The 19538-nt window shown below is 67.2% G+C and carries 20 protein-coding genes and 2 tRNA genes; 7 read left to right on the forward strand and 15 right to left on the reverse strand.

Features of this window, described 5'->3' with window-relative positions:
- Positions 1 to 82: 82 nt before the first annotated feature.
- The gene (locus CLV67_RS39070) at positions 83 to 982 is read right to left on the reverse strand and encodes a sulfurtransferase (protein ID WP_106327826.1); all 900 of its coding nucleotides are present in this window, start codon (positions 980 to 982) and stop codon (positions 83 to 85) included.
- Between the two features lie 74 nt (positions 983 to 1056).
- On the opposite strand from CLV67_RS39070, the gene CLV67_RS39075 reads away from it, so the two are divergent.
- The 4 genes from CLV67_RS39075 to CLV67_RS39090 are packed head-to-tail and all read left to right on the forward strand — an operon-like array spanning position 1057 to position 4333.
- A complete protein-coding gene (locus CLV67_RS39075; protein ID WP_106327828.1) occupies positions 1057 to 2790 on the forward strand; it encodes a proline--tRNA ligase in 1734 nt (577 codons plus the stop codon).
- Between the two features lie 32 nt (positions 2791 to 2822).
- The gene (locus CLV67_RS39080; RefSeq protein ID WP_106327830.1) at positions 2823 to 3215 is read left to right on the forward strand and encodes a CBS domain-containing protein; all 393 of its coding nucleotides are present in this window, start codon (positions 2823 to 2825) and stop codon (positions 3213 to 3215) included.
- A gap of 43 nt (positions 3216 to 3258) precedes the next feature.
- Positions 3259 to 3690, forward strand: a complete 432-nt coding sequence (locus CLV67_RS39085; RefSeq protein WP_106327832.1) for a SufE family protein — start codon at positions 3259 to 3261, stop codon at positions 3688 to 3690.
- 1 nt (position 3691) lies between these two features.
- Positions 3692 to 4333, forward strand: a complete 642-nt coding sequence (locus CLV67_RS39090) for a DsbA family oxidoreductase (protein WP_106327834.1) — start codon at positions 3692 to 3694, stop codon at positions 4331 to 4333.
- 29 nt (positions 4334 to 4362) lie between these two features.
- Here CLV67_RS39090 and CLV67_RS39095 read toward each other — a convergent pair whose 3' ends face one another.
- Positions 4363 to 4914, reverse strand: a complete 552-nt coding sequence (locus CLV67_RS39095) for a YbaK/EbsC family protein (protein ID WP_106327835.1) — start codon at positions 4912 to 4914, stop codon at positions 4363 to 4365.
- 220 nt (positions 4915 to 5134) lie between these two features.
- Between CLV67_RS39095 and CLV67_RS39100 the strand changes: the two genes are divergently transcribed.
- Positions 5135 to 5539 carry a hypothetical protein gene (locus tag CLV67_RS39100; RefSeq protein ID WP_239166494.1) on the forward strand — a complete coding sequence of 135 codons (405 nt, stop codon included), beginning with the start codon at positions 5135 to 5137 and terminating at the stop codon, positions 5537 to 5539.
- On the opposite strand, the gene CLV67_RS54440 is transcribed toward CLV67_RS39100, so the two are convergent.
- The 5 genes from CLV67_RS54440 to CLV67_RS39130 form a co-directional block, all read right to left on the reverse strand.
- Positions 5425 to 5940 (reverse strand): NUDIX domain-containing protein, encoded by a 516-nt coding sequence (locus CLV67_RS54440; RefSeq protein WP_170154171.1) that lies wholly within the window; start codon positions 5938 to 5940, stop codon positions 5425 to 5427. The genes CLV67_RS39100 and CLV67_RS54440 overlap by 115 nt on opposite strands.
- Positions 5941 to 6016: 76 nt before the next feature.
- Complete coding sequence (locus CLV67_RS39110; protein WP_106327839.1) at positions 6017 to 6688, reverse strand: DUF6461 domain-containing protein; 672 nt, start codon at positions 6686 to 6688, stop codon at positions 6017 to 6019.
- 1270 nt (positions 6689 to 7958) lie between these two features.
- The gene (locus CLV67_RS52270) at positions 7959 to 8123 is read right to left on the reverse strand and encodes a hypothetical protein (protein WP_170154172.1); all 165 of its coding nucleotides are present in this window, start codon (positions 8121 to 8123) and stop codon (positions 7959 to 7961) included.
- A 465-nt stretch (positions 8124 to 8588) separates the two neighbouring features.
- A complete protein-coding gene (locus CLV67_RS39125) occupies positions 8589 to 9404 on the reverse strand; it encodes an inositol monophosphatase family protein (protein WP_106327843.1) in 816 nt (271 codons plus the stop codon).
- Entirely contained in the window at positions 9401 to 10174 is a 774-nt protein-coding gene (locus CLV67_RS39130) for a DUF5919 domain-containing protein (RefSeq protein WP_146169467.1), read from the reverse strand. The genes CLV67_RS39125 and CLV67_RS39130 overlap by 4 nt, the downstream gene beginning before the upstream one ends.
- A 116-nt stretch (positions 10175 to 10290) precedes the next feature.
- Between CLV67_RS39130 and CLV67_RS39135 the strand changes: the two genes are divergently transcribed.
- Positions 10291 to 11202, forward strand: coding sequence for a site-specific integrase (locus CLV67_RS39135; RefSeq protein WP_239166493.1), 912 nt, complete (start codon positions 10291 to 10293; stop codon positions 11200 to 11202).
- A gap of 64 nt (positions 11203 to 11266) precedes the next feature.
- Here CLV67_RS39135 and CLV67_RS39140 read toward each other — a convergent pair.
- The 6 genes from CLV67_RS39140 to gyrB all read right to left on the reverse strand — a co-directional run bounded on the left by CLV67_RS39140 (position 11267) and on the right by gyrB (position 17311).
- Positions 11267 to 11339, reverse strand: a tRNA-Ala gene (locus tag CLV67_RS39140).
- Between the two features lie 10 nt (positions 11340 to 11349).
- Positions 11350 to 11478, reverse strand: a complete 129-nt coding sequence (locus CLV67_RS52885; RefSeq protein ID WP_211304171.1) for a DLW-39 family protein — start codon at positions 11476 to 11478, stop codon at positions 11350 to 11352.
- A gap of 210 nt (positions 11479 to 11688) precedes the next feature.
- Positions 11689 to 11762, reverse strand: a tRNA-Ile gene (locus CLV67_RS39145).
- A gap of 75 nt (positions 11763 to 11837) precedes the next feature.
- Positions 11838 to 12734 carry a DUF3566 domain-containing protein gene (locus tag CLV67_RS39150; RefSeq protein ID WP_106327849.1) on the reverse strand — a complete coding sequence of 299 codons (897 nt, stop codon included), beginning with the start codon at positions 12732 to 12734 and terminating at the stop codon, positions 11838 to 11840.
- 3 nt (positions 12735 to 12737) lie between these two features.
- Positions 12738 to 15251 carry a DNA gyrase subunit A gene (gyrA, locus tag CLV67_RS39155; protein ID WP_106327851.1) on the reverse strand — a complete coding sequence of 838 codons (2514 nt, stop codon included), beginning with the start codon at positions 15249 to 15251 and terminating at the stop codon, positions 12738 to 12740.
- 107 nt (positions 15252 to 15358) lie between these two features.
- Positions 15359 to 17311, reverse strand: a complete 1953-nt coding sequence (gene gyrB, locus CLV67_RS39160; protein ID WP_106327853.1) for a DNA topoisomerase (ATP-hydrolyzing) subunit B — start codon at positions 17309 to 17311, stop codon at positions 15359 to 15361.
- Positions 17312 to 17856: 545 nt separating this feature from the next.
- On the opposite strand from gyrB, the gene CLV67_RS39165 reads away from it, so the two are divergent.
- The gene (locus CLV67_RS39165) at positions 17857 to 18423 is read left to right on the forward strand and encodes a hypothetical protein (protein WP_106327855.1); all 567 of its coding nucleotides are present in this window, start codon (positions 17857 to 17859) and stop codon (positions 18421 to 18423) included.
- A 12-nt stretch (positions 18424 to 18435) separates the two neighbouring features.
- Here the strand turns inward: CLV67_RS39165 and CLV67_RS39170 are convergent, their stop codons facing one another.
- Positions 18436 to 18903, reverse strand: a complete 468-nt coding sequence (locus CLV67_RS39170) for a hypothetical protein (RefSeq protein ID WP_106327857.1) — start codon at positions 18901 to 18903, stop codon at positions 18436 to 18438.
- A gap of 33 nt (positions 18904 to 18936) precedes the next feature.
- A complete protein-coding gene (locus CLV67_RS39175; RefSeq protein WP_203737241.1) occupies positions 18937 to 19446 on the reverse strand; it encodes a DciA family protein in 510 nt (169 codons plus the stop codon).
- Between the last annotated feature and the right edge of the window lie 92 nt (positions 19447 to 19538).

A 19538-nucleotide genomic window follows, 5' to 3' on the forward strand; every position in this document is an offset into this window, starting at 1 on the left:
ATCTGGACTATCGCCGACCGGCCGGAATTCGGTTCATGAAAAAACGGCGCTGCCCGTGAGCAGCGCCGTCGATGAGTGGAGATCAGCTGAGACCGCCGGGTTCGGTGCCCTTCGCGATCGGGGCCCGGACCAGGTTGCCCCACTCGGTCCATGAGCCGTCGTAGTTGCGGACCTGGGGATAACCGAGCAGGTAACGCAGCACGAACCAGGTGTGGCTGGACCGCTCGCCGATCCGGCAGTAGGCGATGATGTCGTCCGCCGACTCCAGGCCGAGCTCGTCGCGGTAGATCTTGACGAGTTCGTCGTGCGGCTTGAAGGACCCGTCCTCGTTCGCCGCCGACTTCCACGGCTTGCTCACCGCGCCCGGGATGTGCCCGCCGCGCAGTGCGCCCTCCTGCGGATAGGCCGCCATGTGGGTCAGCTCGCCGGTGTACTCCTGGGGCGAACGCACGTCGACCAGCGGCCGTCCGCTGGAGATGTGGCCCATCACCTGGTCACGGAAGGCCCGGATCTCGGCGTCGTTGCGCACCGGGGCCGGGTAGTCGGCGGCCGGGCGGACGGTCTTCTCCCTGGTCAGAGTGCGCCCCTCGGCGGCCCACTTCTGCCGGCCGCCGTCGAGCAGCCGCACGTCGCGGTGGCCGAAGAGGCTGAAGACCCACAGCGCGTACGCCGCCCACCAGTTGAAGTTGTCGCCGTAGAAGACGATCGTGTCGTCGCGGCCGATGCCCTTGGCGGCGCACAGTGCCGCGAACGCCGCCGGGTCGAGATAGTCCCGGCTGATCTGGTCGTTGAGTTCCAGGTGCCAGTCGACCTTCACCGCGCCCGGGATGTGACCGGTGTCGTAGAGCAGCACGTCCTCGTCCGACTCGACGACGACCAGGCCGGGGGTGTCGAGATTCGCGGCGAGCCACTCGGTGGTGACCAGTTTGTCGGGGTGCGCGTACGCCTGCAGCGCCTGCGCCGGATCGTTCGGAACGGACATGCCTGTCACGCTAGCGCCTGTTCAGGGGGATATCCGGATGTCTTCTCGGTGACCTGTCCCTAAGCTCGGTTCCCATGCTGCTTCGGATGTCCACCTTGCTGCTCAAGACACTGCGCGAGGAGCCGGCGGACGCGGAGGTGCCGAGTCATCGTCTCCTCCTGCGCGCCGGCTTCGTCCGTCGCGCGGCTCCGGGCGGCTACACCTGGCTCCCGCTGGGGAAACTGGTCCTCGACCGGGTCGTCGAGATCGTCCGGGAGGAGATGTGGGCGGCCGGCGGGCAGGAGATCGCCTTCCCCTCGCTGCTGCCTCGCGAGCCCTACGAGACGAGCGGCCGCTGGACGGAGTACGGCGACGACATCTTCACGCTGAAGGACCGGCGTGGCGCGGATCACCTGCTCGCGCCCACGCACGAGGAGATGGTCACCCTGCTGGTGCAGGACATGACGGGCTCGTACCGTGACTTCCCGCTGCTGCTCTTCCAGACCCAGACCAAGTTCCGTGACGAGGCACGGCCCCGGGGTGGCCTGCTGCGTGGCCGCGAGTTCCTGATGAAGGACGCCTACTCCTTCGACCTGACGGAAGAAGGGCTCATCCAGGCGTACGACCGGATGCGTGCCGCCTACCAGCGGATCTTCACCCGGCTCGGCCTGGATCACGCGATCGTCTCGGCAGTGTCCGGCGCGATGGGCGGCTCCGCCTCGGAGGAGTTCCTGGCCACCGCCGAGGTCGGTGAGGACACCTACGTCGGCTGCACGAACTGCGACTACGCCGCCAACACCGAGGCCGTGACCACCCCGGCCCCGCCCGCACGCGAGATCACCGCCGGGCCGCTGACGGTGCACGACACCCCCGGGACGCCGACCATCGCGTCGCTCGTCGACCTGGCCAACGCACGCCGGCTCGGCGGGCGATCCGACTGGACCGCGGCCGACACCCTCAAGAACGTCGTGGTCACCGTGCACCACCCCGGGCGCGAGCCGGAACTGCTGGTCATCGGCCTGCCCGGCGACCGGGAGGTCGACCTCAAGCGGCTCGACGCGACATTGGCCCCGGCCACCGCCGTACTCTTCGACGACTTCGAATCCCGCCCCGACCTGGTCAAGGGCTACATCGGACCGCAGGACATCAAGATCCGCTACCTGGCCGACCCACGCGTCGCACCCGGCACAGCCTGGCTGACGGGCGCCAACGAACCCGGCCGGCACGCCACCGACGTGGTCTGCGGTCGCGACTTCACCCCGGACGGCACGATCGAGGCGGCTGAGGTGAGGCCCGGCGACCCCTGCCCCGCCTGCGGCGACGGAACCCTCTCGATGCGCCGGGGCATCGAGATCGGGCACATCTTCCAGCTCGGCCGCCGGTACACCGATGCTTTCAAGGTCGACGTGCTCGGCTCCGACGGCAAGCCGGTCCGGCCCACCATGGGCTGCTACGGCATCGGGCTGTCCCGTGCGGTCGCGGCCATCGCCGAACAGCACAACGACGCCCGCGGCCTGACCTGGCCGGCCGGAGTCGCACCGGCCGACGTACACATCGTCGCGGCCGGTAAGGACGGGCAGATCGAGGCGGCCCTCAGCCTGGCCGGCACTCTCTCGCGGGCCGGGCTGCGCGTGCTCGTCGACGACCGGCCCAACGTCTCGGCCGGGGTCAAATTCACCGATGCCGAGCTCATCGGCATCTCCCGGTGCGTCGTGGTCGGCCGCCGTCTTTCCGAGGGGTACGCCGAAGTGCGCGACCGCCTGACACAGGAACGAAGGGAAGTGCCCCTTGTGGATGTCTCGGGTGTAATCACAGCGGAGCTCGGGTAACCGTGACTCAACGGCGCTGGAGAGGCAGAGGCATGGTCAGACTGGTCGCGGATGCCATGACCCGGCGGGTCGTCTACCTGCCGGAGGACACGTCCCTGGACGAGGCCGCGCAGGTGATGCGAGATCAGGGCATCGGTGACGTGGTGGTGACCCAGGGCCCCACGATGGCGGGCATCGTCACCGACCGCGACATCGTGGTCCGGGCGATCGCCGAGAAGCTCGACCCCGTGGTCACCACGCTGGGCTCGATCGCCACCCGGGAGCTCCTGATGGTCGAACAGAGTGCCACCGTGGAGGAGGCGGTCCAGGCGATGCGCGATCGTGGTGTCCGCCGCCTGCTGGTCTGCGACGCGGATCGCAAGCTGGTCGGCATCCTGAGCCTCAGCGACATCGCCCTGCTGCCCACGTCGTCGGCCGCCGCCTGAAGCGCGGCGGTCGATGCGGTGATCGACGCGTAGGGTCGATGTCGTGAGTGACATGCCGCCGAAGCTGGCCGAGATCGTCGACGACTTCGCCTCCGCTCCCCGCGAGGTCGTGCTGGAGATGCTGCTGGAGTTCGCCGACGCGGTGCCGCCACTACCCGCCGACCTGGCCGGGCACGAGGGCATGGAACAGGTGCCGGAGTGTCAGACGGCGTTCTTCCTGAAGGCGGTCGTACGGCCGGACGGCACCGTGGTGACGCACTTCGACTGCCCACCCGAGGCCCCGACCACGCGGGCGTTCGCCGGCATCCTGGCGGAGGGCCTGGCCGGGGCGACCGCGGCGGAGGTCGTGGCCGTACCCGATGATCTCTATGCCCGAATGGGTCTGGCACAGGCGATCAGTCCGTTGCGGGTGCGCGGCGGGACGGCGATCCTCGCCCGCCTCAAGCGGCAGGTCGCCTCTTTCAAGGCGGAGTGACGTGGACATTCAGGTCTGGTCCGACGTCGTCTGCCCGTGGTGCTACGTCGGTCGGATACGGCTGGAGAAGGCACTGACCGAATTCGACGGTGTCGTGACGGTGACCTACCGGGCGTACCGGCTGAACCCCGAGCCCGTACCCGAACCTCGGTTGATCAGGCAGGTGATGGCGGAGAAGACCGGCGACCCGGCGCGCGCCGGGGAGATGCTCGCGCGAGTGACCGCCACCGGTGCGAGCGAGGGCTTGGCGTTCGACTTCGGCCGGGCGATCGCCGCCGACACCTTTGCAGCGCATCGGCTGATTGCCTGGGCGGCGATCCGGGAGCGGCAGAGGGACATGCTGGACGCACTGCAGCGGGCCCACTTCACCGACGGCGTCGACATCGGCTCGCTCCCGGACCTCGCGGCCGTCGCCGGATCGATCGGGCTGGACGCCGCTGCCGCACTGGCCCACCTCCGGTCCGCGGCGGGGACCAACGCGGTCAACACCGACCTGGAGGAGGCACGGGCCCTCGGGCTCAGCAGCGTTCCGACTCTGCTCATCGACGGCAAGTACGTCGTCCAGGGCGCTCAGGAGCCGGACACCCTGCTGGCCGCGTTCGAGGAGATCACCCGCCGGGAGACCGCCAACGCCGGTCTATGACGTTTCACGTGAAACGACATAGATGACCGTCACGCCACCTCGCGGGCCAGGCCGTCGATGACCTCGGCGCCCGGCAGGGCGCCGAGCGCGGGGCCGGCGATGGCGATCTTGCTGTGCCGCACGCCGGAGCCGATGATCACGTGCGGTGTGGCCACGACCCGGCTGTCGACCAGGATCGGCCAGTCGACGGGCAGCCCGATCGGCGTGATGCCGCCGTACTCCATCCCGGTCAGCGACACCGCGTCGTCCATCGGCGCGAAGCTGGCCTTGCGTACGTCCAGGTGGCGACGGACCACACCGTTCACGTCGGCACGGGTGGTGGCGAGGATGATGCAGGCCGCATACTTCGTGACCCCGCCGCGGCTGCCGGCGACGATCACGCAGTTGGCGGACTCGGCCAGGCTCACCCCGTACGCCTCGCAGAACGCGGCCGTGTCGGCCAGACCGGAATCGATCGGAGCGACCAGCACCTGATCGGCGTCGATCGGGCCCTCCGGCGGCCACACCGCCAGCGCCTTGGCAACCGGCGGAGCCAGCAGGTCCGGACGGGTCTGAGCAATCTCGGTCTGCAGGCTTCCCATCATGGCGTCATCCTTACCCACTCGGCCGATGAGTGATGACAGGGGCCACCGGACAGTAGTCCCGTTTCCTCCCAGACGCAGCTGAATCGGCGCCCGTGAACGCCTCCACGGCCAGAAAGCGCCTGGAAAGCACTCAGATTCGCCCCGATCATGCCGACCGTCAGGGGTTGTGGAGGAGCGTCGGCAAGCGCGCGTAGGGACCGTCAGTGGTCTCGCGTTGATGACCGGTGCCACCGCACTGGTGGCCGTCTCCGGAGGCCGGCATTCGTTCTTCGCGGTTCTGCTGCTCGGGCTCCTGGCAATGGTGATGGCGCACGCGCTCGTCGTCGAGATCCAGCGTCAGGCGCGTCGCCGCTCCCAGATCCGGTGGTACCGGACCGACACGATCAACGTGGTCCTGCTCGCCTGCTGGACGCTGATCGCAGCCGTCACCACCACGGTGCCCTTCGCATCCCTGCCGGTCCGGGCCGTCGGGGCGCTGCTGGCCGTCGGTTACTCCGCGGCCTGCGCCTACTTCGTCGTGGAGCGCCGCCGTGCCGTCGCGCTCGCCTCCGTGTTCCGGCCGGAGCCCGAAACGCCCGTCGAGTCCAGAGATCCGCTGGCGGACTCGGCGCCGTCGGTCTGACCGGCGAGAGTCGGCAGCACCACCATCAACGGCGGCACCGGCACACCGCTGGTCTCGATCGGCAGCTCGGGCACCGGGAGCCAGTCGACCCCGAGCTGCTCCGGCCCGAAGCCGTCATCCTGTCCGACCCGTGGCTCCCCGTCCGCAACGGTCACCGCGAAGACCGACGTCATGCCCGACGGATAGGGCATCTCGAGCACGTAGCGGGTGTCACTGACGATCAGCCCGGTCTCCTCGAACACCTCGCGACGGACGGCCTCCTCGGCCGTCTCACCGGGCTGCAGGCCACCTCCGGGAAGGGTCCACCACTCGCCGCCACCGGATCGCCGGCTCCGCTCGTGCACCATCAGCACACGGCCGTCCCGCACGATCACAGCGGCGGCCCGTCTTCGCTCACTCACGACATGCAGGCTAACCGGCGGAGACCAGGGACGCAGGCCTCCGTCATTCCCCTGTGGATAACCGGCACATCCGTGCCTACACCTGTGGAACGGTGACCAGCAGATACGTCATCTTCTCCACCTGTTCGGCGGTGAGTACGACGCCGGTACGCGCGGCCAGGAAGGTGAGCGCCGCCGCGGTGGGTTCGGCCGTGGCCGTGCTCCCGGAAAGGCCCGCTGCCAGCAGATCCGACCGGAATTCGTCCGGGCTGGAACCACTGGGCCGGTCCGGTGCCGAGGTGTCCAGGTCGAGGGCGAGATCTCCGTCACGGAACACCATGAGGCGGCCGGATCGGCCACCACCACCGCGGTACGCGACGACCTCGCCACCGTCCGCCGACAACGGCTCCACGATCTCCTGGGTCACACCGAGCGACCCGTTGTCCTCGACGATGACCGACCAGTCCTCGACCCGGCCGATCGCGATGAAGAAACGGCTCCGGGCACCCGCCTCGCCGTCACCCGGGCCGATCACCCGATGCCACTCGACCCGCTCCAGCTCGTCGCCGCCCAGGCGCTCGATCAGGGCGTACGGCTTGATACCGCGCACCAGGGTGAAGCAGAACCCGCTCGTCAGGTCGGCGCTACGGGCCGGCCACCCGAGGTCCGGCACGGCGGAGATCGACGGCAGCGGCTCGGCGGAGCCGGGCGAACCACACCCGGCGGCGGAGACGAGAGGCAGCAGAAGCAGGACCGAACGGCGTTTCACCTGACCAGTAGATCAAAGATCGATGGCCCGTAACGCCCCCGTCATGGTTGACGCCAACCGGCCAGGCGTCGGTGAGCCGCGCGAAATGAGGTTTTCCACAGTTCCCGGATCCACCGAGCCGACGAGATGGCCGCCGTTGAAGTCGGGGACCACGACCGTGTCACCACCACGGCCGGCCCGGCCACGGCGGCAGGGACCTTCTCGCGTCCGCGTACCGGCATCGGCATGCCGTCGGTATCAGTGTTCAGCGCCGATCCGGCGACCGGGAGGTCGTACAGGTAGAACAGCGCGACCGCCGGCCGCTGCCGAGGTGGAAGCTCCCGCAGGGCCGCCCTGAGAAGCACCATCTCTTCGGACGGTGGCCCGGACCAGGGTGGTGTGCCGGTACGCGCCAGGATGGCCAGCCAGCGGGTCCCGCGCCGCCAGCCGACATGGCCAGGCGGGACACGGTGAGCCGGACTCAGCGACTACAGCGGCCTTATCCGCGCCGGCTTGTTCTTCATCAGCCTGCTCGTGGTGCTGACAGCGGTCGCATCGATAGTGCTCGCCTGGCGGGGAGTGACCACCCGCCGCGAGAACCCGAAACCAGTCCTGACCATCTCTGCGATCGGCCTGGCGGCGTGCCTTTCCTGTCGATCCTCATCGTCGTCGTGATGCAGCTGACGCAGAGGTGCTGAGTGGAGCCCAGGGGACTTGAACCCCTAATACAAGATCATGGATGGAATGGCGCTCCGAATGCCCGCTGAGCTGCCGTTCGTTTAGATCAACTTTCGTTCTCTGACATCCCTTTGCGGGCTCATGTGGTCCCGAAATGGTCCCGTTGATCTTGCGGCACCTGAGGCAACTGTCACCTTCGCCGTCGGCTTGCACGCCCTGTGCAGACCGGCGGCGATCGTCGTCTCCGGCATGGTCGGACGCAGCACCGCCATATTCAGTGGCAAGCCGCGAAGCGGCGCGGCAGCAACTTAACGGCGATCACGAACTACCTGCACGCCGTCCAGGACGATAACGCTCCACACAGTGTGTGGCCGGTGCGCCGGCCGATGCCGGGCGAAGCCCGCCAGCAGGCCGAGCGTGACCGGCCCGCGCCGCGCTTGCGCGGCGCCTTGATCCAGAAAAGGCGAATTCGGCAGTAACAGCACGTCCGACAGCACGTTTGACGCGATTCCCCGCGTCGGGCGCGGACTCTCCTGCTGGTGACACCAATATCCTCAGCGGAATCTCAGCCTTCAGTCAGGCATTCGTGACACTTTCGACCCACCCACTGGAATCAGTGCGTTGGGCGATTTGTTGTGTAGGTGACAAGGCGAGCGGCCCCCTGCGCCAACAGAGGGCCGCTCTTGAAGCGCACCTCGACCTCGTTCAACGGAGCAAGGAGCTTCTTATGGAAGAACCGGCTGAGCAGCCAGGGCATTCCCCCGACCTCGATCGTCACCGAACCATCGTCAGCTACATCGTTGCGGCCGCAACGTTGCTGACTGCGGTCGGGTCCGTACTGGCCGCCATCCTGCACTAGGCGGAGGCCGCGAACTCCCAAGCCCCACCTCGCCGAACGGTCGATGCAGCGGCTTGCAAATGCGGGGTGGGACTCGGGGGCGTTACGCGGCTAGGGGCGTGTATCGAAGTCACAGCCACTCGCTGATCGCTGCGATGGTTACGGGAGCGATGTAACACGCATGGCGAGCTTTCAGATCGGGTAGCGACGACCCGATGCCGTTTCAGTCGGGTGATGCCGCACTCCACGGCGTGGCGTTGCCTTGTAGATCTCGGGGTCGAAGACCGGCCTCGACCAACTTTGTGCCGCTTTGGTGTACTGGTCGGCCTTCCACCGCATGGCAGCCCTGCTTCCTGGCGGCGTAGGAAGCGCTGGCCACGAGAACGTCCAGGAACTCTGCGAGAGTCATTCACCGATGGTGAAGTCACCATTCAACGACTCCTCGCCGACTAAGGCGAGTATCGCGGGCATCAGCCCTGCACTCGCTGCGAGTGTCGCTCGCGACTCGAAGGTATGAGGCGAGCCGTCGTGGTCAACAACCAGGGCACCAGCCTCACGCGCGATGACTACGCCGGCTGCGGTGTCCCACGGCTTGTTAGCAAGCATGACGACTGCATCAACATGGCCGGCGGCAAGCCATGCCAGGTCGATCGCGGCTGAACCATGCATACGAATCCGCTGTACGTCGCTGCCTAGTCGCTCAGTCAATGCGAACCTGATCTGGTTCTTCGCCTCCGATCCGACACCGACGGCGTAGTCACCGAGCGCCACGACCGCCTCGCCGATACGGTCCGTCCTGCTAATGCTGATGGGCTCACCATTCGCCTGAGCACCAGCTCCCTCAGCTGCGGAGTAGCGACTCGTCAGGAAGGGAAGGTCGATCACGCCCAGCACCGACCGATTCTCGGCAATCAGGCCAAGCGAAATCGCGCAGAGTGGCGAGCCGTGCACGAAGTTCACGGTCCCGTCGACGGGGTCCAGCGCCCACATCAGGCCGTCGGTGACTCCGCTCGTTCCGTTCTCCTCGCCGAGGAAACCGATGTCCGGTGTGAGATTCGCCAGGAGGGCTCGAACCTGTTCCTCGATGGCGAGGTCAACCTCGGAGGCCATGTCTCGGTCGCCCTTGGCGGTAAGAGCGCCGGGTTGCATCGTGCGCATGATGCCCTGGGCGAGATCGACGGCCTGGTGAGCGATCGGAAGTAGGTCGGTGTAGTCGGTCATCGGGCCTGGCCACCGCTCCAAAGTTCGTCGAAGGTGCGCTCGAAGACGTGGTAGAGGCCGGCAGTCGGCCATCGCTTCTTGATCACCATTGTGGGGGACTCGACGCCTCGGGCGTGGGGTAGGTACTGCTGGGCAATACAGAGCGATTCGTTGATCAGCGTGATGTTGACCCGGATGGTCTGGTCGTAGGTGGCTACCTCGATACGGTCGCGGATCTCGGCGGGGAGGCGGTCCCGCACACGCAAGATTCCCTGGAGGTTGAGCGCGGTGAGGGCGCCGAGAGTACCGGCTGTCATGTCTTCTTCGAATTCTCGTTGACGGATCGCATTGCCAGCCGGATCGAGGAAGAGCAGACGAAGGCGGGCGCCGTCCTGGACCAGCTGGGCAAGCCAGCTATCGGCGTACTGCTGGCATATCAGGTTGAGGGATAGCCCCACAGCACGGATCTCGGTGGCGCCGTCGAACAGTGCGTGCGGCGGCATCTTCGAGGTGAACTCCGACCGACTGGGGTAGACCGCCTCCACGTCGGCGAACCGCTCGGCCAAGGCATCCGCGACGAGAGCCTGGGAGTACGGGGTGGCGATCACATCGCCGGATGAGTTCGTGGTCGGGGCAATGCCGTGGCTCCGGTCGCCGAGCATGAGCGCGGCGCGAGCTTCGGCCGGCATGTGGAGACCGGTGTAGATACGGGTGAGTACGTCGATGCTGGTGACCTTGCGGCTTCCGCCAAGGATCTCGCTGACCTGGGCCTGACTGAGGCCGATGGCCACCCCGAGAAGGGTTTGACTGGCCCGTGTCTCCCGCTGGATCAGCCGGAACACCTGGGCGATGTCGCGAGCTGCCAGAGACTCAGACCCGGATCGAGTCGAACATCCGGCTGCACCTGGTGCCGGCGTTCGGCAACCGCGTTCTCCGCTCGATCACTCAGACAGATGTGCTGTTGTGGCTGGCGGAACGCCTCGGCGCGGGGACGGCTCCGTCGAGCCTCCGCCTCTACTTCGAGCTGTTCGACGCCGTGATGTCCGGTGCCGTGACGGACAAGATCACCCCGGACAACCCGTGCGACGGGATCAAGCTGTCCCAGGTATTCCGCGGGCTGAGTCGGGCACCCAAGTGGGTTCCCACGCCGGACGACGTGCTCCGGCTGTTCGACAAGGTGCCCGAGCGGTATCACGGCCTTCTCTGGCTCGGGGCCGGCGCCGGTCTTCGCATTGGCGAAGCGCTCGGCTTCGAACTGGGGCCGCGCTGCCTGGACGTGGGCAACGAGGAGCTACATGTGGTTCAGCAGCTCCGCTACGCGCCCAAGGAGTACGGCGGGTTCTACCTGAGCCTGCCCAAGGGTGTGCGGTCGTTCGATCCGGCCGCGGGCGCGGTGGACCTGGACCCGATGGTCGCGGCGGCGCTGGCGTACCACGTGAGGGAGTTCCGGCCGGTTGAGGTCGAGATGCCTGACATCACTTCCGGCCCGGTGGTCCGCCGCCGGGTGCCGCTGTTGTTCACCACATCACGCGGCAATCCGTTCACTGACCGTACATGGTCGTCGGAGTGGGTGAAGTGGCGTCGGGCGGCAGGCTGGCCGGAGGAGCACGGCGGCTTTCACGCTCTGCGGCACTTCGTCGCGACAACGTTGATCACGAATCACGCGGACCCGAAGGACGTTCAGCGGGCGCTCCGGCACTCCACGCTATCGATCACGCTGGAGACCTACGTGCACTTCTGGCCGCGCCGTGAGAGGCGTCGGGGGATCGTCGGCGAGACCCTGAAAGAAGCGGTCGCGGGCCGGTGGGACCTGGGCTGAGATGGTCCCAATGTGGTCCCAACGATCTTGGTCTTGCGTTTGACCTGGTCACAGGCCTGGAAAGTGGAGCCCAGGGGACTTGAACCCCTAACCCCCGCCTTGCAAAGGCGGTGCTCTGCCAGTTGAGCTAGGGCCCCGTGACCCGCGTTATCGCAGGTCGGGAGCGGTGGTCGCCTCGTGCCAGAGAGCACGCTCGTCGCTGGAGGCCTTGACCTTCTTGACCACCAGGGCCGCCACACCGACGACGCCGGCAATGATCAGGAGCTTCTTCAACACTGAAACCGCCACCCCTTACGCATCAGGCCAGGACGAGACTAACCCCGTACAACAGTAGATTGCCGTAACGGTTAGCGAAACGCTCACCAGACCGCACCGCACACCGCAACCACCGTGACGCGGGGTCTGGGGGCTCGGCCCCCAGGTTAGTAAAAATGACAAGTGACCCCGGTCCGCGCTTTGCGCGAACAGAGGCCACCTGGTCACTCGTGGGGCTAGATGGAATCGAACCATCGACCTCAGAGTTATCAGCTCTGCGCTCTAACCGACTGAGCTATAGCCCCTCACCTGCGGACAGAACGTTACCGCATCGGGTTGCAGGCTTCCAAAGCGGGGTACCCGCAACCCGATGCCGCACGTCAGTCTCGCTCGGCGAGTGTCAGCTCGATGCCTCCGACCAGGTCGGCGCAAACGTTGTAGATGAATGCACCCAGCGTGGCCAGCGCGGTGAACAGCACCACGTTGACCGCGCCGATCAGCATCGACGTGCCGATGACGCCCCAGGCGGTGATCCGGAACGCGGCGGTGGTGCTGCCCTCGGTGCCGCCGCTGGCGGTGACGAGCTCCTGCAGGTTGCCGTTGACGGAGCTCCACACGCCCATCGTGTCGAGGGCGAGGTAGAGCACCGACGTGGCGACGACCACCACGATGAAGAGCACGATCGACACGGCGAACGAGAACTTCATCACGGACCAGGGGTCGATCCGCTTCAGGTTCAGCCGGGCCCGGCGAGGACCGCGGGCTGCTGCCGACGACACCGTGGAACGGGCGGACCGCACCGCCTCGGTGACGCGGGCCGCTCCGACCGCCGCCGCTCCGCCGGCCGGGGCCGATGAACCGGTGCGCTGCTTGGCGGCGCCGGGGGCGGCCGCCTGCGGCGCGGGCGGTGGGGTGGTCAGCCGTGGCGCTGCCCCCTGGGGTGCCGCGGGAGCGCTGACGGGGGTACGACCGGAGGTCGAACCCGGTGCCGCACCCTTGCCCTTGGTGACGACCGGCACGGAAGCCGAGCCCTTCACCGGTGGCTGCACGCCTGGGCGCTTCGCGTCGGCACCGTCGGCACTGCCGGCGGCCGGCTCACCCGGCGGCGGGGCCATGCCCGGCGCACGGGTGAACTTCGGCGGGGACGGGGCATCGGCGGGGACAGAGGCACGCCCAGCGGTCTCGCGTCCGGACGGTGCGGCAGCATCTTTCTTCGCCGCATCGTCCGGAGTCGCTGAGGTTCCGGGGCCCCCCGACTTCGCCTGTGTCTCCGGCATCAACTAGTCCTGTTCGTCAGGCTCGTCGGCATTGCGAGCAAGCGCCACGATGGTTACACCTTCTGGGAGGTCCATCAGCTTGACCCCCATTGTGTTCCGATCCCGTGTGCGCCGTACAGGCTTCACGGGAGTCCGGATGACACCACCATTGCTGGTGATGGCAAACAGTTCATCCTCCGGGCTGATCACCAGAGCGCCGACAAGTCCACCACGACGCTCAGTGATCTTGGCGGTCAGCACCCCCTTACCACCACGCCCCTGCACCGGATACTCCTCGATGGGCGTTCGTTTCGCATACCCACCGTCGGTGGCGACCAACACATCCATGTCCGCGCGAACCACTTCCATCGCGAGGAGCTCGTCGTTGTCGCCGAACCGCATGCCGATCACACCGGACGTCGCGCGGCCCATCGGCCGCAGGGCCTCGTCGGTGGCGTTGAAGCGGATGGCCTGGGCCTTCTTGGAGACCAGCAGCAGGTCCTCCTCAGGTGCCACCAGCGACGCGCCCACCAATTCGTCATCCTCCCGCAGGTTGATGGCGATGATGCCACCGCTGCGGTTGGAGTCAAATTCCTCCAGGCGCGTCTTCTTCACGAGACCATTCTTGGTACCGAGCACAAGGTACGGCGCGACCTGGTAATTCGGGATCTGGATGACCTGCGCGATGTGCTCGTCCGGCTGGAACGCCAGCAGGTTCGCAACGTGCTGGCCCTTCGCCACCCGGCTCGCCTCGGGCAGTTCGTACGCCTTCGCCCGATAAACCCGGCCCTTGTTCGTGAAGAACAGCATCCAGTCGTGGGTCGAGATGACGAAGAAGTGCGAAACGATGTCGTCCTGGCGCAGTGTGGCGCCACTCACACCCTTACCGCCGCGCTTCTGTGACCGGTACAGATCGGTCTTGGTGCGCTTGGCGTAACCGGTTCGTGTGATGGTCACCACAACATCCTCGCGGGCGATGAGGTCCTCCATCGAGACCTCGCCGTCGAACGGGATGATCTGGGTGCGCCGTTCGTCACCGAACTTCGCGACGATCTCGGCCAGCTCCTCGGAGACGATCGCCCGCTGCCGTTCCGGCTTCGCGAGGATGTCCTTGAAGTCGGCGATCTCGATCTCGATCTTCGCCAGCTCGTCGACGATCCGCTGCCGCTCCAGAGCAGCCAGCCGGCGCAGCTGCATGTCGAGGATCGCGGTCGCCTGGATCTCGTCGACGTCGAGCAGCTGCATCAGGCCCTGGCGGGAGTCCTCGACCGTGGGCGAGCGCCGGATCAAGGCGATGACCTCGTCCAGCATGTCCAGCGCCTTGGCAAGACCGCGCAGGATGTGGGCCCGCTCCTCGGCCTTGCGCAGCCGGTAGGCGGTCCGCCGCTGGATGACCTCGATCTGGTGGTCGACGTAGTAGCGGATGAACTGCGCCAGGTTGAGCGTGCGGGGCACGCCGTCGACCAGCGCCAGCATGTTGGCGCCGAAGGTCTCCTGCAGCTGGGTGTGCTTGTAGAGGTTGTTCAGCACCACCTTGGCGACGGCGTCGCGCTTCAGGACCAAGATCAACCGCATGCCGGTACGCCCGGAGGACTCGTCCCGGATGTCGGCGATCCCGGTGAGCTTGCCCTCCTTGACCAGCTCGGCGATGCGCTCTGCCAGGTTGTCCGGGTTGACCTGGTACGGCAGCTCGGTCACCACGAGACACGGCCGGCCCCGGGTGTCCTCCTCGACCTCGACCACCGCGCGCATCCGGATCGAGCCGCGGCCGGTCCGGTACGCGTCGTTGATCGCCGACTGGCCGACGATCAGGCCCTTGGTGGGGAAGTCCGGGCCCTTCACCAGCTCGAGCATCGCCTCAAGGGCGGTCGCCTCGTCCGACTCGGGGTTGTCGAGCTGCCACTGGACGGCGGCGGCGATCTCGCGCAGGTTGTGCGGCGGGATCTTGGTGGCCATCCCGACCGCGATGCCCTCGGAGCCGTTGACCAGCAGGTTCGGGAACCGGGCCGGCAGGATCGTCGGCTCCTTGGTTCGCCCGTCGTAGTTGTCCTGCATGTCGACGGTGTCCTCGTCGATGTCCCGCAGCATCTCCATCGCCAGCGGGGACAGCTTCGCCTCGGTGTAGCGCATGGCCGCGGGCGGGTCGTTGCCGGGCGAGCCGAAGTTGCCGTTGCTGTCGATCAGCGGGTAGCGCAGCGACCACCGCTGCCCCATGCGCACCAGGGCGTCGTAGATCGACGAGTCGCCGTGCGGGTGGTAGTTGCCCATCACGTCGCCGACGATGCGGGCGCACTTGACGTAACCGCGGTCGGGACGGAAGCCGGCGTCGTACATCGCGTAGAGGATCTTGCGGTGCACCGGCTTGAGGCCGTCCCGGACGTCGGGCAACGCACGGCCGACGATGACGCTCATCGCGTAGTCGAGGTACGACCGCTGCATCTCGACCTCAAGGCCGACCGGCTCGATGCGCTGCGTCACGCCGCCGCCGATATCGGCCGGGGTCTCGTCGTCGCCGGGGGGCTCGGGAGTGTCAGTCACTTTTAACCCTTACTCAAGGTGATGCCGGGCAAATGCTGCCGGAACGGGCATAAGGCTGTGGATAACACTGTGGAAAGTGGCCATACGCTGTGGATACGGCTCGAGACTTAAATGTCGAGGAACCTGACATCCTTGGCGTTGCGCTGGATGAATGACCGGCGGGCCTCCACGTCCTCACCCATCAGCACGCTGAACAGCTCGTCCGCCACCGCGGCGTCGTCGAGCGTCACCTGACGCAGCGTCCGGGTGTCCGGGTTCATCGTGGTGTCCCAGAGCTCGTCGTAGTTCATCTCGCCGAGACCCTTGAACCGCTGGATGTCGTCCGGCTTCGCGTTCGGCTTCTTCTGCTGGCGCAGCGCGATCAGACCGTCACGCTCACGGTCGGAGTAGGCGTACTGCGCGTCGTCGCCCCGCTTGTTCCACTTGAGCTTGTAGAGCGGCGGAGAGGCCAGGTAGACGTGTCCCTGCTCGACCATCGGCCGCATGAAGCGGAACAGCAGAGTCAGCAGCAGCGTCTGGATGTGCTGGCCGTCGACATCGGCGTCGGCCATCAGGATGATCTTGTGGTATCGCAGTTTCGAGATGTCGAACTCGTCGTGGATACCGGTGCCCATGGCCGTGATCAGCGCCTGGACCTCGTTGTTCTTCAGCACCCGGTCGATCCGGGCCTTCTCCACGTTGAGGATCTTGCCGCGGATCGGGAGGATCGCCTGGATCCGGCTCTCCCGGCCGGACTTGGCCGAACCGCCGGCCGAGTCACCCTCGACGATGAACAGCTCGGTCTCGCGCGGGTCGGTGGACTGGCAGTCGGCCAGCTTGCCGGGCATCGACCCGGACTCCAGCAGAGACTTGCGGCGGGCCAGCTTGCGGGCCTGCTGCGCGGCGATCCGGGCGCGGGCTGCCTGGTCGGCCTTCGTGATGATCAGCTTGGCGTCCGCCGGGTTCCGGTCGAACCAGTCGGCGAGCTGCTCGTTGCAGACCTTCTGCACGAAGCTCTTCATGTCGGTGTTGCCGAGCTTCGTCTTCGTCTGGCCCTCGAACTGCGGGTTCGCCAGGGTCACCGAGATGATCGCGGCCAGGCCCTCGCGAATGTCCTCACCGGACAGTTTCTGGTCGGCCTTGAGGAACTTCTTCTCGACGCCGTACTTGTTGACGATGGTCGTCAGCGCGGCGCGGAAGCCCTCCTCGTGGGTACCACCCTCGTGCGTGTTGATGCGGTTGGCGAAGGTGTAGACCGACTCGCCGTACGACTCGTTCCACTGCATCGCGATCTCGACCGCCATGCCGTCCTCGGGCGCGTCGGCCTCGAACTGGATCACGGTCTTGTGGATGGCGCTCTTGGTGGCGTTGAGGTGCCGTACGAAGTCGGCGATGCCGTCCTCGTACATGAAGGTGACCTTGCGGTGTTCGCCGTTCTCGTCGACCTGGTCCGGCCGCTGATCGGTGTAGTTGATAGTGAGGGCGCGGTTGAGGAACGCCATCTCCTGGAGACGCCGGTAGATGGTCTGGTAGTCGAAATCGACCGTCTCGAAGATGTCCGGGTCCGGCCAGAACTGCACGGTCGAGCCGAGCTTGTCGGTCGGCTCGCCCTTCACCAGCTCACCGGGAATGGAATAGTCGTACTTCTGGCGCCACCAGAAGCCGTCCTTCTGGATCTCGACGGCCATCCTCGTCGAGAGCGCGTTCACGACGGAGACGCCGACGCCGTGCAGACCGCCGGAGACCTTGTAGGCCTGGCCGTCGAACTTGCCACCCGCGTGCAGCACGGTCAGAGCGACCTCGACACCGGGCTTCTTCAGCGTCGGATGCAGGTCGACCGGGAAACCACGGCCGTTGTCGGTGACCGAGACGCCACCGTCGGCGAGCAGGACCACGTCGATGGTGTCGCAGTAACCGGCCAGCGCCTCGTCGACCGCGTTGTCCACAACCTCCCACACGAGGTGGTGCAGACCGCGCTCACCGGTGGAGCCGATGTACATACCGGGACGCTTGCGGACCGCTTCCAGGCCTTCGAGCACGGTGATGGAGCCGGCACCGTATTCCTGCTGATTCTCTGACACCCTCGGCCACTTTCTCGCGCCGGGCCGGTGAGGCCCCGCAACGGGGTTGGCGGGCCCGTCGGCAACGGCGCAGACGCGCACGAGGATCCATCAGATGACACCGCGGAAAGAAGCGGACCACCGGTGGAACCGTGCGCGCCGGTCGCCGCGGACGGCCCCGCGGATCGTGATCGGCTGGAAAAACCGCATAGCGTGACGATGAGGGACGACTTGGTGGCCGTCCGCAACGTCATGCACAGTTTTCCCGGTCGCTGTCGATTCTACTCCGCCGGAACGAGTCGGCGAGGGTCCGGCACCCCTTCCGGGTGCCTGAGACTGCCGGAGAGCGATTTGAGGCGCTACCCGAGTATTCCCCTACACGGCACAGTCGACCCACGCAATGGCAAACGCTGCGGCAGTTTCGACGCTCGGGCGCGCCTGCGATGCACGGTGCGCACTCACTGCGACACTGCTCGACAGCGTCCCGCGCCTGTGTCGTAACCTCGCCCGCGCGGGCCGGAGATGGCCGGGTGGTCGCAGGACAGGTCGAGGAGGGGTGGCCCCGGATGGCGCACGACAAGGGCCTGGACAACGTCGCGGTGCACTGGCCGCGGACGAACCAGTACTACGACCCGGTGGCTCCCGCCGAGTTCGTCGACTTCGGAGCGATCGCGGACCGGCCCGAGATCGCGGCGCCGACCGGCGCGCTGGCGCTGCACATCGCCAAGACCGGCACGGTACGCGCGACCGCGTACACCGAACTCGTCGATCTTCTCCTGGGGTTGGAGGGTGTTCTCTACGCCACCGACGCTGCCGCCGAGGACGAGGACCCGGTCATCGACCCGGACGGCTGCGCGTGGATCGCGGGCGGTCTCGAGCGGTTCGTCGAGGGCCACGAGAAATTCGGTGACCTGGTCACCTTCGACACCGTCACCGAGGTGCTCCGGACCGCCATCTCCGCGGGCCGGCTCGCCGAGCAGCAGCTGCGCTGGCTGGACCAGCGGCTCTCCGCGCTGCGCGACGACGCCGGGAACTCACCGCACTGGAGCTTCGCGCGCACCGAACTGGCCGTACTGGCCGCTTTCTACCGCCGGTGCGCCGAGCGCGGGTTCGCGATCTTCGCGGATTACTAGACCATCAGATCGCTAGGACTTCCTGATCAACCAGGTCACCCCACCGGCGACGAGAAGCAGCACCAGAGCGGTCCCGCCCCAGAAGATCAGGGTCCGGTCCTCGCCGCCGGTGGCATGCCCCTCCGACAGCAGCTCGTTGCCGTCGCACAGGTTGGTCTCACCGCCGGTCTCGAACACCCGGTACCGGCCGCCCGCGACGAACTCGTATCCACAGGACGCCGAGTCCTTCATGGTGATCAGCGTCACTGAGTCACCGGCCTCGCCCTTGAGCACCGACTCGACGGCGAACCGCACCTCGACCTCGTTGCCGAACCACGGTTCGTCGACGTCCTCCGCCACGCCGACGAACGCCGTCTCCGACCGCCCGAGCGGATCGGAGTTCTCGGCGCACGAACACGCCCACGCTGGTCGGGCGGCCACCGGCAGCGGCGCGAGGATGAGCAGCAGCAGAACGAGAAATCGACGCAGATGCAGTGTCATGCGCGATCAGACGCGCACCGGGCCGGAAAGGTTTCAGCCGTAGGTGTCCCGTGGCCCGCGACCCTGCACGCGCCGGGGCCCACGGCTCCACGACGGCGCGGCCGGACCATGGATGTTGAGCCGGGTGACCACGTTGTTGCCCACCTCGCCGGCGATTTTGCGCAGCAACGTGGCGGCGAGCATCCGCAGCTGGGTGGCCCAGGCGGTGGACTCGGCCTCGACGGTCAGCACCCCGCCCTCCAGACGCACCGGGCGGCTGTGCGCGGCGATGTCCGGCCCGACCACCTTCTCCCAGGCGCCGAAGACGGTGGCCTCGGCTTTCGGCTTCTCCCAGCCACGCGTCCGCACCAGCCGCTCCAGCATCGCGCCGAACAACTGCGGGTCGCGCGGATCCGGACCCGGTCCTGAGTAGCCACGCAGACGGCGCCCGCTGCCCTGCCCGGTCGCGCGACGCGGTTTCTTGGCCGCTTCCCGACGGCGGGCCAAGGCGGCGTCCAGCACGGCGCGGGCCAGGTCGGGCCCGGCAAGGTCCGCGTTATCCACAGGCTGTGGAGGATCTTTTTCGGGCGTACGCCCAGCGCCCGGCCGGGCTTCGGAGCGTGAAACCGGCTCAGCGCCCCGTGAGGAGCCCCGCA

Origin of the sequence: Actinoplanes italicus (assembly GCF_003001815.1) — a bacterium.
Lineage (GTDB): Bacteria > Actinomycetota > Actinomycetes > Mycobacteriales > Micromonosporaceae > Actinoplanes > Actinoplanes italicus.

What these genes read in the sequence shown, in the direction of transcription:
- CLV67_RS39080 (WP_106327830.1), top strand. Translation starts at nt 2,823, where the DNA reads ATGGTCAGACTGGTCGCGGATGCCATGACCCGGCGGGTCGTCTACCTG.
- CLV67_RS39125 (WP_106327843.1), bottom strand. Translation starts at nt 9,404, where the DNA reads ATGACCGACTACACCGACCTACTTCCGATCGCTCACCAGGCCGTCGAT.
- CLV67_RS39150 (WP_106327849.1), bottom strand. Translation starts at nt 12,734, where the DNA reads ATGCCGGAGACACAGGCGAAGTCGGGGGGCCCCGGAACCTCAGCGACT.
- CLV67_RS39100 (WP_239166494.1), top strand. Translation starts at nt 5,135, where the DNA reads ATGACCGGTGCCACCGCACTGGTGGCCGTCTCCGGAGGCCGGCATTCG.
- CLV67_RS39165 (WP_106327855.1), top strand. Translation starts at nt 17,857, where the DNA reads ATGGCGCACGACAAGGGCCTGGACAACGTCGCGGTGCACTGGCCGCGG.
- CLV67_RS39095 (WP_106327835.1), bottom strand. Translation starts at nt 4,914, where the DNA reads ATGGGAAGCCTGCAGACCGAGATTGCTCAGACCCGTCCGGACCTGCTG.
- CLV67_RS39170 (WP_106327857.1), bottom strand. Translation starts at nt 18,903, where the DNA reads ATGACACTGCATCTGCGTCGATTTCTCGTTCTGCTGCTGCTCATCCTC.
- CLV67_RS39075 (WP_106327828.1), top strand. Translation starts at nt 1,057, where the DNA reads ATGCTGCTTCGGATGTCCACCTTGCTGCTCAAGACACTGCGCGAGGAG.
- CLV67_RS39070 (WP_106327826.1), bottom strand. Translation starts at nt 982, where the DNA reads ATGTCCGTTCCGAACGATCCGGCGCAGGCGCTGCAGGCGTACGCGCAC.